This is a genomic window from Micromonospora cremea, from assembly GCF_900143515.1.
GTDB classification, from domain to species: domain Bacteria; phylum Actinomycetota; class Actinomycetes; order Mycobacteriales; family Micromonosporaceae; genus Micromonospora; species Micromonospora cremea.
The window spans coordinates 1,326,876-1,340,872 of record NZ_FSQT01000001.1; the positions used below are offsets into that span (position 1 = coordinate 1,326,876).

16 protein-coding genes are annotated in these 13,997 nt (G+C 73.3%); 10 read left to right on the forward strand and 6 right to left on the reverse strand.

Annotated features, from left to right (window positions below):
* Nucleotides 1-134 precede the first annotated feature (134 nt).
* The 5 genes from BUS84_RS05915 to BUS84_RS05935 all read left to right on the forward strand — a co-directional run bounded on the left by BUS84_RS05915 (nt 135) and on the right by BUS84_RS05935 (nt 3,395).
* Nucleotides 135-1,157, forward strand: a complete 1,023-nt coding sequence (locus BUS84_RS05915; RefSeq protein WP_074309430.1) for a TerC/Alx family metal homeostasis membrane protein — start codon at nt 135-137, stop codon at nt 1,155-1,157.
* An 80-nt stretch (nt 1,158-1,237) separates the two neighbouring features.
* A complete protein-coding gene (locus BUS84_RS05920) occupies nt 1,238-1,837 on the forward strand; it encodes a sulfite oxidase-like oxidoreductase (RefSeq protein WP_074309432.1) in 600 nt (199 codons plus the stop codon).
* On the forward strand, nt 1,830-2,609 hold the full coding sequence (locus BUS84_RS05925) for a ferredoxin reductase (RefSeq protein WP_074309433.1): 780 nt from the start codon (nt 1,830-1,832) through the stop codon (nt 2,607-2,609). Before BUS84_RS05920 ends, BUS84_RS05925 begins: the two co-directional genes overlap by 8 nt.
* Before the next feature lie 34 nt (nt 2,610-2,643).
* Nucleotides 2,644-2,937, forward strand: a complete 294-nt coding sequence (locus BUS84_RS05930; RefSeq protein WP_074309435.1) for a DUF6510 family protein — start codon at nt 2,644-2,646, stop codon at nt 2,935-2,937.
* Nucleotides 2,938-3,026: 89 nt separating this feature from the next.
* Nucleotides 3,027-3,395, forward strand: coding sequence for a hypothetical protein (locus BUS84_RS05935; RefSeq protein WP_244298397.1), 369 nt, complete (start codon nt 3,027-3,029; stop codon nt 3,393-3,395).
* A gap of 159 nt (nt 3,396-3,554) precedes the next feature.
* On the opposite strand, the gene BUS84_RS05940 is transcribed toward BUS84_RS05935, so the two are convergent.
* Nucleotides 3,555-4,130 (reverse strand): CGNR zinc finger domain-containing protein, encoded by a 576-nt coding sequence (locus tag BUS84_RS05940; protein ID WP_074309440.1) that lies wholly within the window; start codon nt 4,128-4,130, stop codon nt 3,555-3,557.
* Between the two features lie 123 nt (nt 4,131-4,253).
* On the opposite strand from BUS84_RS05940, the gene BUS84_RS05945 reads away from it, so the two are divergent.
* Entirely contained in the window at nt 4,254-5,270 is a 1,017-nt protein-coding gene (locus BUS84_RS05945; RefSeq protein WP_074309442.1) for a LacI family DNA-binding transcriptional regulator, read from the forward strand.
* Between the two features lie 46 nt (nt 5,271-5,316).
* Nucleotides 5,317-5,844, forward strand: coding sequence for a GNAT family N-acetyltransferase (locus BUS84_RS05950; protein WP_074312180.1), 528 nt, complete (start codon nt 5,317-5,319; stop codon nt 5,842-5,844).
* 103 nt (nt 5,845-5,947) lie between these two features.
* Here the strand turns inward: BUS84_RS05950 and BUS84_RS05955 are convergent, their stop codons facing one another.
* The gene (locus tag BUS84_RS05955) at nt 5,948-6,325 is read right to left on the reverse strand and encodes a hypothetical protein (RefSeq protein ID WP_244298398.1); all 378 of its coding nucleotides are present in this window, start codon (nt 6,323-6,325) and stop codon (nt 5,948-5,950) included.
* Between the two features lie 304 nt (nt 6,326-6,629).
* Here BUS84_RS05955 and BUS84_RS05960 point away from each other — a divergent pair, with 304 nt between their 5' ends.
* The gene (locus tag BUS84_RS05960; protein WP_074309444.1) at nt 6,630-7,931 is read left to right on the forward strand and encodes an NAD(P)/FAD-dependent oxidoreductase; all 1,302 of its coding nucleotides are present in this window, start codon (nt 6,630-6,632) and stop codon (nt 7,929-7,931) included.
* Here the strand turns inward: BUS84_RS05960 and BUS84_RS05965 are convergent.
* The 3 genes from BUS84_RS05965 to BUS84_RS05975 all read right to left on the reverse strand — a co-directional run bounded on the left by BUS84_RS05965 (nt 7,902) and on the right by BUS84_RS05975 (nt 11,108).
* The gene (locus BUS84_RS05965) at nt 7,902-9,074 is read right to left on the reverse strand and encodes an AI-2E family transporter (RefSeq protein WP_244298399.1); all 1,173 of its coding nucleotides are present in this window, start codon (nt 9,072-9,074) and stop codon (nt 7,902-7,904) included. The genes BUS84_RS05960 and BUS84_RS05965 overlap by 30 nt on opposite strands.
* A gap of 77 nt (nt 9,075-9,151) precedes the next feature.
* Nucleotides 9,152-9,946 (reverse strand): spermidine synthase, encoded by a 795-nt coding sequence (locus BUS84_RS05970; protein WP_074309446.1) that lies wholly within the window; start codon nt 9,944-9,946, stop codon nt 9,152-9,154.
* Nucleotides 9,947-10,130: 184 nt separating this feature from the next.
* Entirely contained in the window at nt 10,131-11,108 is a 978-nt protein-coding gene (locus BUS84_RS05975; RefSeq protein ID WP_074312182.1) for a DUF2267 domain-containing protein, read from the reverse strand.
* Nucleotides 11,109-11,308: 200 nt separating this feature from the next.
* On the opposite strand from BUS84_RS05975, the gene BUS84_RS05980 reads away from it, so the two are divergent.
* Nucleotides 11,309-11,623: a hypothetical protein gene (locus BUS84_RS05980; RefSeq protein ID WP_074309448.1), complete on the forward strand. Its 315-nt coding sequence runs from the start codon at nt 11,309-11,311 to the stop codon at nt 11,621-11,623.
* Nucleotides 11,624-11,699: 76 nt separating this feature from the next.
* Here BUS84_RS05980 and BUS84_RS05985 read toward each other — a convergent pair whose 3' ends face one another.
* Complete coding sequence (locus BUS84_RS05985) at nt 11,700-12,038, reverse strand: STAS domain-containing protein (protein ID WP_074309450.1); 339 nt, start codon at nt 12,036-12,038, stop codon at nt 11,700-11,702.
* Nucleotides 12,039-12,236: 198 nt separating this feature from the next.
* Here BUS84_RS05985 and BUS84_RS05990 point away from each other — a divergent pair, with 198 nt between their 5' ends.
* A complete protein-coding gene (locus BUS84_RS05990) occupies nt 12,237-13,997 on the forward strand; it encodes a PP2C family protein-serine/threonine phosphatase (protein WP_074309452.1) in 1,761 nt (586 codons plus the stop codon).

Genomic DNA, 13,997 nt, shown 5'->3' on the forward strand with positions numbered 1-13,997 from the left:
ACCTTGTCGTGCGAGGGGAGTACTTCCCACGAACCATTCCGGTCAGTACGGCGCGCCCGGCGCGCCTCGGGTGGTTGCCCATCTCTGGTGGGTGAAGGAGACCTCGAACATGACACGGTGTTCGAGGAGGCCCCATGACCGAGGTGTCGTACCTGTCCGCTGCCGGTGAGTTGTCGTCGGTGGGCACGCCCACGCTGTGGGCGGTGACGATCGCCGGCGTGCTGCTGCTGCTGGTGCTGGACTTCCTGGTCACCCGCCGCCCGCACGAGGTGTCGATGCGGGAGGCGATCGGCTGGTCGGCGTTCTACATAGCCCTGCCACTGGCGTTCGGCGGCTGGATCTGGGCCCGCTACGGCTCCGAGTTGGGCGTGCAGTACCTCACCGGCTACCTGGTGGAGAAGTCCCTCTCGGTCGACAACCTCTTCGTCTTCATGCTGCTGCTGGCCGCGTTCGCGGTGCCGGCGGTGCTCGCCCAGCGGGTGCTGCTCTACGGCATCGCCGGCGCGCTGGTGCTGCGGGCGGTCTTCATCGCTCTCGGCGCGGCGGCGTTGCAGACTCTCGACTTCGCCTTCCTGCTCTTCGCGATCATCCTCATCGCCACGGCGGTGAAGCTGCTCCGCGACGCCCTCTCCGGGCACCAGCAGGAAGTCGACATCAACAAGATGCGCTCGGTGAAGCTGCTGAGCAAGTTCATGCCGGTGGTCGACGAATACCACGGCACCCGGATGACCGTCCGGCATGGAGCGAAGCGGGCGCTCACCCCGTTCGCCCTGGTGGTGGTCGCGGTGCTGGCCACCGACGTGGTCTTCGCGGTCGACTCGGTGCCGGCGGTCTACGGCATCACCGAGGATCCGTACCTGGTCTTCGCCACCAACGCGTTCGCCCTGCTCGGTCTGCGTGCGCTCTACTTCGTCCTGCACGCGGCGCTGAGCCGGCTGGTGCACCTCAGCTACGGCCTGGCCATCATCCTGGCGTTCATCGGTCTGAAGCTGGGCCTGCACTGGGCGCACGGAATCTGGGAGAGCGTGCCGCAGATCCCCACCCTGGCCTCGCTCGGGGTGATCATCGGGGTGCTGGTGGTGGTCACGCTGACCAGCCTGCGCGCCACTCGGGGCGGTCAGCCCGAGGAGCGCGAGGTGGTCGCGGAGCGGCGCTGAGCGCGCGCGCCGCGCCGGGGCGATGAGGAGGTACGCGGGAAAGCTCTTGCCCCGGCCGCCGCAGGTGGTACGACTGTGCAATGGGAATCGTGTCACCGGGCTTTCAGGGTCGGCCCCGAACGCAGGAGCCGGCCCTGCCACCCGGGCAGTACCTGACCGAGGACTTCCCGGTGCTCTCGGCCGGCCCGACGCCCCGGGTTTCGCTGGACACCTGGGAGTTCGTCATCGCCGCCGAGAACGGCACCGAGTACCGGTGGTCGTGGCAGGAGCTGATGGCGCTGCCGCAGGAGACGCCGATGGTCGACATCCACTGCGTCACCCACTGGTCCAAGCTCGGCACCACCTGGAAGGGCGTCTCGCTGGACACCCTGCTCGACGGCGTGGACACCGGCGCGCACTTCGCGCTCGCGCACTCCTACGGCGGGTACACCACCAACCTGCCGCTGGACGACCTGCGCGGCGGCCGGGCGTGGGTGGCGCACACCTTCGACGGCGCTCCGCTGGCGCCCGAGCACGGCGGGCCGGCCCGGCTGCTGGTGCCGCACCTGTACTTCTGGAAGTCCGCCAAGTGGGTGCGCGGCATCCGGCTCAAGACGATGGACGATCCGGGGTTCTGGGAGACCGCCGGGTACCACGACTACGGCGACCCGTGGCGCGAGCAGCGGTACCAGGGTGACTGAGCGCGCGGTCGCGACCGGCACACCGGCGCGGGCTCCCATCCGCTGGCACGTCGGCCGGCTGGTGGAGCGCCGGGTGGAGACGCCGAGCGCGCACACCCTGGTGCTGGAGGTGCCGGAGTGGCCGGGGCACCTGCCCGGGCAGCACGTCGACCTGCGGCTGACCGCGCCGGACGGTTATCAGGCGGCCCGGTCGTACTCGGTGGCCGGGCCCGCGGTGGACGGTCCGGGCGGCCCGCGGATCGAGGTGACGGTGCAGCGGGTGAGGGACGGCGAGGTGTCGCCGTACCTGATCGACGTCTTCGGCCACGGCGACCCGGTGGAGGTGCGCGGGCCGCTCGGCGGCTGGTTCATCTGGAGGCCGGAGGAGACCGCGCCGGTGCAGCTGCTCGCCGGCGGTTCCGGCATCGTGCCGCTGATGGCGATGATCCGGGCACGGCGGGCGACCGGCAGCAAGGTGCCGTTCCGGCTGCTCTACTCGGTACGGACCCCGGACGACGTGATTTACGCCGACGAGCTGCGCCGCCGGGTCCGCGACGACTTCGGGCTCGACGTGGCGTACGTGTACACCCGCGAGGCGCCCGACGAGTGGCGCGGTGAGCCGCACCGGGTCGGGCTGGCCGACGTCAACACCCACGGCTGGCCGCCGGACCTGGAACCGCTCACCTACGTCTGTGGCCCGACCGGGTTCGTGGAAGCCGTGGCCGACCTGCTGGTGGGGCTGGGCCACCCGTCGCGACGGGTCAAGACCGAACGCTTCGGCCCCACCGGCTGACCGCCCCGCTCGCCCCGCAAGTCGAGGAGACCCGATGACCGAGATGTCCTACCTGGACGGCAACATGCTCGACGGCCCACTGCGCGAGCTGTTCGCCGTCGACCTGAGCACCGCGACGGGCCGCTGCGAGAACTGCGGCATGACCGGCTCGATGGCCAGCCTGCACGTCTTCTCGAACGCCCCGGGACTGGTCGCGCGCTGCCCATCCTGCGAAGCGGTGATGCTGCGGCTGGTCCGGGGGCCGGACCGGGCCTGGCTGGACATGCGCGGCACCACCTTCCTTCAGGTCCCGATGCCGATGGAGCAGCCGTACCCCAGCCCGCTCTGACGGGATCGGTCGGCGTTGCCCGGCTGAGGCAGACTGGCGGAATGAGCGCTGGTCGATGGCGTGACGTGCCGCGCGCTGTTCGACTCGCCGTGTCGGTCGCCGTGCTGGTGTTCGCCTACGGCACGGTGGTCCACCTGCTTCAGTTGCTCGTGCCTGAACTGAGGCCGCAGCTCACCCTGCCTGGTGGGCTCACGTTCTACTTCGGGTCCCTGACTCTGTGGGATCCCCTGGCGGCACTTCTGCTGGCGGCTCGTCGGAGAAGCGGACTGGCGCTGGGCTGCGTCGTACTGGCGACGGACGCGACCGCGAACTGGTACGCCAACTACGTGCTGGATCCGGCGGCGGGTGTCACCCCGGGCCGGATCGGACAAGCTGTCATCACCGCCCTCGCCATCACGTTCGTCGCGCTCACCGCGTGGCTGGCACCGTGGTTCGTCCGGCCGGATGAGAGGCGTTGACCCGGTCGCCGGCTGAGCTCGACGTCCTCGGGTCGCGTTCGTCGATCATGCCCGGGCCGCTACGCCGTTCGGCTGTGCCAAGGGGTGCCAGGCCGCACGATGCCGTCAACCCCTGGGCCTCGATGCCGAGGGCGACGTTCCCCCGCGCGAACTGGTTCCCTAGGCCGCCGGTCCGCCGTGGGACGTGCGGCCGGTGCGGACGGCGTACGCCCGCTTCATCTTGATGTAGTTGCCGCAGCCGGCCATCGAGCACCAGCGGCGGGCCTGGTTGCGGGAGGCGTCGTAGTAGGCCCAGCGGCAGGTGTCGCGGGCGCAGACCTTGAGCCTCGGCCAGGTGCCATCCTCGCCGCACACGCGGATCGCGTCGACCAGGCCGGCCAGCGCCCGGTTCAGGGGACCGTCACCGGCGGCGACCAGGCGGTGGCCGTCGTCGGCGAAGCGCAGTGCGACGGGCGCCCCGACCAGGGCCTGGTTGAGCCGGTCGAGCGCGGTGGGGTCGGCGTGGTGACCGGCGTGGCCGAGCAGTATGGCGCGCAGGCCCTCGCGGACCGTCACGGCCACGTCGAGGTCCGCCGGCCCGAGGTGCGCGTCCCGCGCCACCAGGTCCTGTTCGACGAACCAGTTGCGGAGCCGGTCGGGGCTGGTCAACGTCTCGTCGTCGATCTGCGGTTCGTAGGTGTTCACGAAGTCCCGGACGAGCCGCACGGCGGCCGGCACCCCGGCGTCGTCGTCCACCGGCCATCTCCTTCCATTTACACCACCGTAGCGCGTTGACAGGTGTGAAATCGCCTGCGAGGGTCGGAAGTACACCAGTGAAACGCTTTTGATGGTGTGACATTCATCGGGGGAGGGTGGGTCGTGGCTTCCACGCTCAAGGACGTGGCGCGGCTCGCCGATGTGTCGGTGAAGACGGTCTCCAACGTGGTCAACGGCTATCCCCATGTGAGCCCCGACGTGCGCCGCCGGGTCGAGGCCGCCGTCACCCAGCTGGGCTACCGGCCGAACGTGTTCGCCCGGACCCTGCGCACCGGGCGCACCGGCGTGCTCGCTCTGGTCCTGCCGGACAGCGACGTGCCCTACGCGGATGATCTCGCGCGCGAGGTCGTCCGCGCCGCCCGGAGCCGGGGCTATCGGGTGGTCATCGAGCAGATGGGGCCCGACGACGAGCGCCCGGCGCCGTCGCTGAGCGCTGCCCGCACGATGCCGGTGGACGGCGTGCTGGTCAGCGCGCCCGTCGCACCGGCCGAGTTGGTCGAGGCGTTGCCGGCCACCGGGCGTCCCGTCGTGCTGGTCGGCGGCGAGGCCCGGGACGGGCGCTGCGACCAGGTGAGCGTCGACGTCGCCCGGGCCGCGGAGGACGCGACCGCGCACCTGCTGCGCGCCGGCCGCCGGCGGATCGCCGCGATCGGCGCGTACCCGACGGAGTCGGCCGCCGTGCCGCGGTCGCGCACGGCCGGCTACTACCGCGCGCTGCGCGAGGCCGGCGTGGCACCCGTGCCCGGTCACCTGCTGCCCGCGGGGCACCACCGCCGTGCCGACGGCTATCGCGCAGCCCGCGCGCTGCTGGCCCGGCCCGGCCGCCCGGACGCCATCTTCTGCTACTCCGACCCCCTCGCGATCGGCGCGATGCGCGCCGCCTTCGACGCCGGGCTGCGTGTCCCTGGCGACGTCGCGGTGATCGGCATCGGCGACATCGAGGAGGGCCGGTACTCCCGGCCCACACTGAGCACCGTCTCCGTCGACACCGGCTTTCTCGCCCGGGAGGCCGTGGCCCGGGTCACCACCCGGATCGACCAGCCGGACGCGGCCGTCGCCATGGTCACCGCGCCGCACACGGTGCTCCCGAGGGAGAGCACCGAAACAACGATGCGCTGACCGACGGTTGGACAGCGCCCGGGTGGGTCGGTCAGAGTGGTCCGCCGTGAGATACCTGCGTACCGGCGGTCCCGCCGCGATCCGCCGACCCCGGCCTGCCGACGCGGACGAGTTCCTCGCCGCCGTGCGGCGCAGCCGGGAGCTGCACCACCCGTGGCTGGCCGCGCCGGGCAGCCCGGAGGAGTACGACCAGTACCTGAGCCGGATCCGCCGCCGGGACAGCTCCGGCTACCTGATCTGCGACCGGGCCAGCGGCGAGATCGCCGGCTACGTGAACATCAGCGGGATCGTGCTGGGCGCGCTGCGCGGCGGCTACCTCGGGTACGCGGCGTTCCAGCCGTACAGCGGCACCGGGCACGCCTCGGCGGGCGTCGCCCTGGTCATCGACCACGCGTTCAGCGCGCTCGGGCTGCACCGGCTGGAGGCGAACATCCAACCCGGCAACGAGCCGTCCCGGCGGGTGGCCCGCAAGCTGGGTTTCCGGTTGGAGGGTTTCTCCCCGGACTACCTGTTCATCGACGGCGCGTGGCGCGACCACGAGCGGTGGGCGATCACCGCACCGGCGGCCACCTGAACGGCCGCCCGGCCGGATGGGCGGCGGGCCCGGTGGCGTTGGACGCCAGATCGGCGAGGGACGACCGGGACGGTCGAACGGGACCGCCCCGGCCGCCCGCCGTTCAGCTGCCGGGCCGGGGGAACGCGACCGGGCTGCGCAGGCCGTCACGGCCCACGGCGCGGATGCCGAAGAAGACGTTGTCCTTGGACAGGTCGATGCTGACCTCGGTGACGTCACCGACCGGGATGACGCGCTGCCACTCGGCGGCCGTGGTCTCCCGCCACAGCACCTCGTAGCCGGCCAGGTCCGGCTCGTCGCCGCGCTGCCAGCGCAGCGTGGTGTTGTTGGTCAGGTCGGTGGTCACGATGATCGCGCGCTTGGGCGTGCCGGGCGCCTGGGCCAGCGACCACAGCGCCGCGCCGTTGACCCGGGCCACCCGGGCGATGTACCCGAAGTCGCAGAACTCCGGCAGGTCACCGAACTGCTGCCCGTCCTGCACATCGGATGTCCTGATGCTGGTGGGCGAAGTCCTCGTTCGGCTCGGTAAACCGCGCCGCCGGCCAGCCCTCCCGCAGTCCGGCATCCTCCCCATCGATGGTGGTGCCTGTCCATATCATCGGACGTGGATGTTCCGTGGCTTTCACCCAGACCGGGTGATGACACCTGGTGTCCACCGTTCCTACGGTGGGTGCCATGGCTGCCGTGCGCGCGAGCTGAGCTGTCCGGCGTCGGCCGCTGCCTGCCGCGCCCGACCTGCCGGTTCTTCGACGTTTGTCCCGGGCTTCGACGGGAAACGGGCCGCAATGACGAAACCTCGTGTGGTGATCGTGGGGGCCGGGTTCGCCGGTTACCACGCGGCGAAGACGTTGAGCCGCCTCGCCCGGGACCGGGCCGAGATCGTGCTGCTGAATTCCACCGACTACTTCCTCTACCTGCCGCTGCTGCCCGAGGTGGCCGCCGGGGTGGTCGAGCCCAGGCGGATCGCCGTGCCGCTGACCGGGACGCTCAAGGGCGTACGGGTCGTGATCGGCGAGGCGGACCACGTGGACCTGCAGAACCGTTGGGTCGGGTTCACCCAGCAGGAGGGGGACAAGAACCGGCTGGCGTACGACCGGCTCGTGCTGGCCGTGGGCAGCGTCAACAAGCTGCTGCCCATCCCCGGGGTGACCGAGTACGCGCACGGCTTCCGTGGCCTGCCCGAGGCGGTCTACCTGCACGACCACGTGATCCGCCAGATCGAGTTGGCCGAGCAGGCCGAGGACCCGGCCGAGCAGCGGGCCCGGTCCACCTTCGTGGTGGTCGGCGCGGGCTACACCGGCACCGAGGTCGCCGCGCACGGGCAGCTGTTCACCGACGCGCTGCAGGCCCAGCGGCCCCGGCTCTCCGTCCGTCCCCGCTGGATGCTGCTGGACATCGCCCCCCGGGTGCTGCCGGAGCTGGACAAGCGGATGTCGCAGACCGCACACAAGGTGCTCGACCGGCGCGGCGTCGACGTGCGGATGGGCACCTCGGTGGCCGAGGCGACCGCCGACGGGGTGAAGCTCACCGACGGCGAGTACGTGCCCACCTGCACGCTGGTCTGGTGTGTGGGGGTGCGCCCCGATCCGTTCGTCAGCGAGCTGGGCCTGCGTACCGACAAGGGCCGCCTGGTGGTCGACGAGTTCCTCACCGTCCCCGGCTACCCCGAGGTGTACGCCTGCGGCGACGCCGCCGCGGTGCCCGACCTGACCCGCCCCGGCCAGATCTGCGCGATGACCGCCCAGCACGCCCAGCGGCAGGGCAAGCGGGCGGCGCACAACATCGCCGCGTCGTACGGGTACGGCCAGCGCAAGCCGTACAAGCACCACGACCTGGGCTGGGTGGTCGACCTGGGCGGCAAGGCCGCGGCGGCGAATCCCTTGCACGTGCCGCTGGCCGGGCTGCCCGCGAAGGCGGTCACCCGCGCGTACCACCTGTTGGCGATGCCGGGTAACCGGACGAGGGTCAGCGCCGACTGGGCGCTGGACGCCACGCTGACCCGGCAGGCGGTCCAGCTCGGCCTGGTACCGGCGAACGCGGTCCCGCTGGAGAGCACCTCACCCGAGTTCGCGGCCCGGTCCCGCTGAGCGCCCGCCGGTCCGGCCGGTCGAGCTCTGATGGGCGGGACCGGCCGGTCGGCGTCGCGGGTCGGGACCGGCCGGTGGCTTCGGGCGCAGCTGGGCCGGCCCGTACTCGCGCAGCAGGGCCTGGATGATGCCGGCGGCGGGGATGGCCAGCAGGGCGCCGAGCAGGCCGGCCAGCTCCGCCGCGAGCAGGACGCTGACCAGCACGGTCAGCGGGTTCAGCCGGACCGCGCGGGCCAGGATGAGCGGCTGGAGCAGGTGGTTCTCCACCTGCTGGTAGACCACGAAGAAGACCAGCACCACCACGCCGGCGGTGGGGGAGTGCAGGAAACCGGCCCCGGCCGCGATCACCGCTCCCAGTGTCGCGCCGACCAGCGGTATCAGGTCGGCCACCGCCACCAGCAGGGCGATCACGGCGGCGAACGGCACCCCGGTGAGCGCCAGCACCACGAAGGTCAGGGCCCCGCAGATCACGCTGATCACCAGGTTGCCGGTGAGGTAACCGGTGACGGTGCGCGAGACCTCCCGACCCACCCGGCGCAGCCGCTCGCCCCGGCCGTCCCCGGCCGCCGCGAGCACGCGGCTGGTGATCCGCGGCGCCTCCAGCACCATGAGGTACGCGAGCACGATGACCGTGACCAGCCCGGCGACCGTCTCCACCACGCTGCGCAGCACGCCGACGGCCGGCTCGCGCAGCCGGGCGCCGAAGGTACGCAGCTGCTCGGAGTGCTCGGACACGTACTGTCGGGCGCCGACGCGCTCCAGCAGGTGGCCCACCGGGCCACGGCCGGCGCGCACGTCGCGCAGCAGCTCCGGCGCCCGTTCGGCGAACCGCCCCAGCTCGTTCAGCAGCGGTGCCAGGATGGCCGCGGCCAGGATCGCCAGCAGCGCGAACGCGGCGAGGAACACCAGCAGAGTGGCCAACGCCCGCCGCGGCACGAACCGGCGTTGGAGCCGGTCCACCAGCGGCTTGAGCGCGACGGCGAAGAAGGCGGCCACCACGGCCCAGACCAGCACCCGGCGGGTCGCGTACACGAAGGCCAGCGCGAACGCGGTCGCCAGCACCAGACCGATCACGATCAGAGTCCGACGAGCGGTCACCCGGGTGTCGGCGTTGCTCATCCGGCGCGGCTTCCCCGCGGTCACCTCGGGAAACCCGGGACCCGCGCGGATCACCCGGCGGTGCGCGGCCGACGCGGCGGTGACCGCCGAGCGTCAGATGATCATTTTTGTGCGGCGTTGTCGGCGTCCGTGACGGGTCGGGCGCCCGCGACGAAGCCGTCCAGTGCGACGGCGTGCAGCAGGCCACCCGGGACCGGGTCGCGCAGGGCGGCCACCGCCAGCCGCCCGACCGGCAGCCCACCCGCGGGGGATGTCGCGGCGAGCACCAGGTTGCCGTAGCGCCGGCCGCGCAGCATCCGCCGGTCGCCGAGCACGCACACGTCGCCGAAGACCGCCCGCAGTGTCGCCACCTGCACCCGGGTGCCGACCAGTGGCGGCAGGTCCGTGACGTTGACCAGGTACAGCCCGTCCGGGCGCAGGGTGCGGGCCACCTCGGCGGCGAACTCCACGGTGCGCACGTGTCGTGGCATCCGGGCTGCCCGGTAGATGTCGGCGACCACTAGGTCGTACCGGCCGGCCGGGCTGGCGGCGACCGCCTCCCGGGCGTCGGCGACCTCCACCTCCACCTCGGGCGGCAGCGGCGGCAGCTCCCGGGCGACCAGCTCGACAACCGCCGGGTCCCGCTCGATGACGCGCTGCGGGGAGCCGGGTCGGGTGGTGGCCAGCCACCGGGGCAGCGTCAAGGCGCCGCCGCCCAGGTGCAGCGCGCTCAGCGGGTCGCCCGCCGGGGCCGCCAACTCCACCGCGGAGGCGATCCGCCGGACGTACTCGAAGTGCAGGTGCCGGGGATCCTCGACGTCCACGTACGACTGCTCGACGCCGCCGGAGAGCAGCATCCGCCCGGTCCGGCGGACTGGATCGGCGACCAGTTCCAGCCGGTCGGCGGCGCGGTTCATGCCCGGCACGCTAGCCGAGCCGCCGGAGCACGCGGCCCGTGGGCCGGCCGAGGCGAGCCCGGCTCGCGACGCCGGTGCCGCCGCCCCGGCCGGGCCCGGCCGTGTCGACGGGGGGGCACGGCGGGCGGGCCGGCGGCGTGGGTGTGCCCCGCGTCCGCCGGCCCGCGTGCGCCGAGGTGTCCGGTCAGCCGCCGGCCATCCCGGCACCCACCTCGTCGATCGCGTCGTCGATCCGGTGGGCGAGGTCCACGTCGAGCGCGGTCACCCCGTCCGCCTGGTTGGTCCGCACGGTCAGCACGGCGGCCGTGCCTCCGGGGCGCCCGATGCTCGGGGCGCGCCCCGTCTCCTGGCGCAGCTGGTCGAGCCGGTCGAGCACCCGGTCCAGGTTGTCCGGCGGCAGCGCGACCACCCGGAACAGGGCGTCACTGTCGCCGGCCCAGTACGGCAGGTCGTCCAGCGCCGCCCGCAGCTCGGCCGCGTCCAGGGTGGGTGTGGTGGTGGAGGCGCCGACGAGGCCGCCGCCGGCCTCCGGCGGGTTCAACAGGTCCCGCAGGCCGTCGGGTACGTGCAGCGACTCGACCAGGTCGCCGTCCTGCTCGGCGAGCGCGGCGAGGGTCGCCTCCGCCTGATAGCGGGCCTGCTCCGGGGTACGGCCGCTGATCCGGCCCACCTCGGCCAGGAAGCCGGGCAGGTCGCGGTGCCGTTCGACGCCGTCGACGGGCAGCACGTCGTGCAGCGAGGTCGGCACCGCAGTGAGCAGTCGCTGCCGTTCCGCCGCCTCCAGCGCGAAGGCGAGCACCAGCACGGTCGCCTCGGTGCCCACCTTGGCCGTCCTGAAGTCGACCCCGGCCCGGCGCCGAACGTCCTCGACCAGCTCCTGGTAGCCCACGCTGCTCGCCCCCGCCGCGCTGGCCGGTGGGGACGTCTGCGGCCGCGGATTGTCCGGCGTGCCGACCTGCGGCGGGGCCGGTCCACCGCGCGTGCTGTCCGGCTTGTGGTGTCCGGCCGGGCCCGGTCCGTCCCGCCTGCCCTGATCGAGGCTGGTGAGCTGCTTGGAGGCGCTCAGGCTGGCGCCGAACTCGCTGGGCTGGCGACCCTGTTCGCGGGCCTGCCGGGCCAGAGCCCGGCGCCTCTGGTTGTCGCCCTCCATCTGCTTGCGCATGGTGACACCCCTTCCGCTGGGGATCGTGCCTGCGTCCGTCGCCTTCCCGCCGTCCCGGGCACCGAAACGGACGCCGCCGGAGCGGGCGAGGCCGGCATCAGCGGGCTTCATCCGGCGCGGGTGATGGGCGCTCACCCGACCGGCCCGCAGGATCACATCAGGACCGCAGTTCTTCCGAGGTACGCGGAAGGAAGGTCGTCATGAAACGGATCGTCGAGATCGTCCCCGCTCGACCCGGCTGGTACGCCCGCTGGCAGCTGACGCCCGACGCGACGCGGTGTTACGCGGTGAGCCTGTGGGCCCTGCTGGAGGAGGCCGACGGGACCGGCCGCGAGGTGGTCGGCATGGACTGCATCGGCCAGTGGCCGGGCGCGGACGACAACGAGTCCGGTGGGGATTTTGTCCGCTACCTGTACCAGACGCCCGATTCGGGGACACCGCAGGACGCCGACTCCGCGCCGACCGGCGAGCTACGCGAGAGCGGACCCCGGCTCCAGCCGATGACCGCGCCCTAGACATTCCTCCGGCCCCCGACCCCAGGTCCCAGGGTCGGGGGCCACCCCCTTTTCGGGGCGGCCCGCTGGGCGCCGATCAGCTGATCGCGCGCAGGTCGTCGGCGGCGTGCTCCACGGCCAGCAGCTCACCCAGCCCGGTGCGGTCCAGCATCCGCTGAAGCTGCGGGCTGACCCCGGTCAGCCGGATGGCCCCGGCGGCGCGGTGCACCACGAGCAGGGCGCTGAGCCCGGACGAGTCGCAGAGGCTCACGCCGGTCAGGTCGATCATCAGCGACTGCTGGTCGTCGCCGCGCAGTTCGGCAACCGCCGCGATCAGGTCCGGCGCGGTGTCGTAGTCGAGGTCGCCGGTCAGCCCCAGCCGAACGTGCCCGGTATCGAGCCGGGTCACCTCGATGGTCAACAGCTGGGAGGACATTGCTCCATGTTCCCAGCCGGCGGACCGAACGCAAATCCGGGGGCCGTGACGCGCCGGCCGGTGGGTCGGCGAGCGGGCCTCCCAGCTGCCGTGAGGTGCCGCTCCCGGCCGCCCGGCGTAGGGTGGGCGGGACGGTATTGACCACAGGCGCCGGTTCCGGTGCGGGTCCGGTGGACGACAAGGAGTGAGGCTCAGCTGGTGACTGTTGCCGACGCCAGGGACTGGGACCCGGGCGACGGACGGATCTCCACACCGAGTACCACACGGGCCCCGGCGTGGTCAGCCGCCGGGCCGGTCCGGCCGACGGCCGCCCTGCCACCGCTGGCCCCCTACCGGGGGCAGGTCCCGCCCGACTGGTCCGAAGTCGTCGAGCACTTCCGCGAGGGACTGGTCGTCTGCGACGCCGACGGCGTCGTGCGGCACGTCAGCCCGGTGGCCGAGCGGTTGCTGCCCGAGGTGGTGCCCGGCGAGTTGCTCGCCGCGGCCGGCGTGCCCGCGTTGAGCGACGGGAGCCCGGGCGGCTTCACCCATCGCGGGCGCCGGCTCACCGCCCGCTGCGTACCCCTCTCCGGCAGCCGCTGCTGCTGGTACGTCGAGGACATCACCGAGAGCGTCAGCCGCGCCGACGCGCTCCTCGCCGAGCGGGCCCGCTCGGCCTTCCTGGCCGTGGTGGGCGACAAGCTGGGCAACCCGCTGCACCCCGACCGCGCCGCCGCGGCGGTCGTCCGGCTCGCCGTGCCGTCGCTGGCCGAGGTGGCCGTCCTGGTGCTCGCCCCGCGGTCGGGGCGGGCCCGCTGGTGGCGGGCCTCGCGGACGGACGACGAGGCGCCGATGGTGGACAGCGGCGTGCTGGCCGGCGGCGACCTGCCGGCGGCCATCGCCGACGGTCTGACCGGGGTCGAGCCGCACGCGGTGGACTGGCTGGTGGAACAGGCGGTCGACGCGGGCTGGCTGCCCGGCCTGCCCGGCACCGAGAGCGCCGCCCGGGTCGTTCCGCTGCCGGGCGGGGACGCCCCGGTCGGGGTGCTGCTGGTCGCCCGCCGTGCCACCCGACCGTACGACGAGGACGACGTGGAGCTGATCCGCGCCTTCGCGGCCCGGGCCGGCGCGGCGTTGACCACCGCGCTGCTGTACCGCGACCAGGCGGAGGTGGCCGACACCCTCCAGGCCAGCCTGCTGCCGGTGGAGCCGGCCGAGACCGCCGGCGTGCAGTGGGGCACCGCGTACCGGCCGGCACAGGCGGGGCTGCGGATCGGCGGCGACTTCTACGGCTCGCACCGGCTCGCCGACGGCGGCTCGCTGTTCTTTCTCGGTGACGTCTCGGGCAAGGGCGTCGAGGCGGCGGTGTTCACCGGCCAGCTGCGCCAGTGCCTGCAGGCCCTGCACCGGGTGGAGTCGCACCCCGGGCGGCTGCTGCGGCTGCTCAACGACGCCCTGCTGGAGACGACCCAGGCGCACGGCCAGGGCCGCTTCGCCACCATCGTGCTCGGCGTCGCCCGGCCGGAGCGCGAGGGTGGTCTCACGCTCACCATGGCCGGCGGTGGGCACCTGCCGCCGCTGGTGCTGCGCGCCTCCGGCGAGGTGGAGACCGTGCCGCGGCGCGGCATGCTCATCGGCGTGGTGCCCGACCCGCGCGTCGGCGAGGTGACCGTCCGGCTGGCCCCGGGCGAGACCTGCCTGCTCTACAGCGACGGGGTGACGGAGGCCCGTGGTGGCCGCCGCGGTGATGAGCAGTTCGGCCCGGAGCGGCTCGTCACCGCGGTGACCGACTGCCAGCGGATGCCGGCACCCGCCCTGGCCGAGCGGGTCGAGCAGGTCACCTGCGACTGGCTGGCGCACGGCGACCACGACGACATCGCGGTGCTGGCGCTGCGCGCGGTCGGCCCGGGCGGGCGGGCGTCGCGGCACCTGCACGCCGTGCCCCGACCGGCCGCGACCGACCAGCAGAGGGAGACCTGA

Excerpts from the sequence above, each read along its gene's own strand:
- BUS84_RS05985 (WP_074309450.1), bottom strand. The coding sequence starts at position 12,038 with ATGTCCTCCCAGCTGTTGACCATCGAGGTGACCCGGCTCGATACCGGG.
- BUS84_RS05975 (WP_074312182.1), bottom strand. The coding sequence starts at position 11,108 with ATGCGCAAGCAGATGGAGGGCGACAACCAGAGGCGCCGGGCTCTGGCC.
- BUS84_RS05930 (WP_074309435.1), top strand. The coding sequence starts at position 2,644 with ATGACCGAGATGTCCTACCTGGACGGCAACATGCTCGACGGCCCACTG.
- BUS84_RS05920 (WP_074309432.1), top strand. The coding sequence starts at position 1,238 with ATGGGAATCGTGTCACCGGGCTTTCAGGGTCGGCCCCGAACGCAGGAG.
- BUS84_RS05980 (WP_074309448.1), top strand. The coding sequence starts at position 11,309 with ATGAAACGGATCGTCGAGATCGTCCCCGCTCGACCCGGCTGGTACGCC.
- BUS84_RS05960 (WP_074309444.1), top strand. The coding sequence starts at position 6,630 with ATGACGAAACCTCGTGTGGTGATCGTGGGGGCCGGGTTCGCCGGTTAC.
- BUS84_RS05915 (WP_074309430.1), top strand. The coding sequence starts at position 135 with ATGACCGAGGTGTCGTACCTGTCCGCTGCCGGTGAGTTGTCGTCGGTG.
- BUS84_RS05970 (WP_074309446.1), bottom strand. The coding sequence starts at position 9,946 with ATGAACCGCGCCGCCGACCGGCTGGAACTGGTCGCCGATCCAGTCCGC.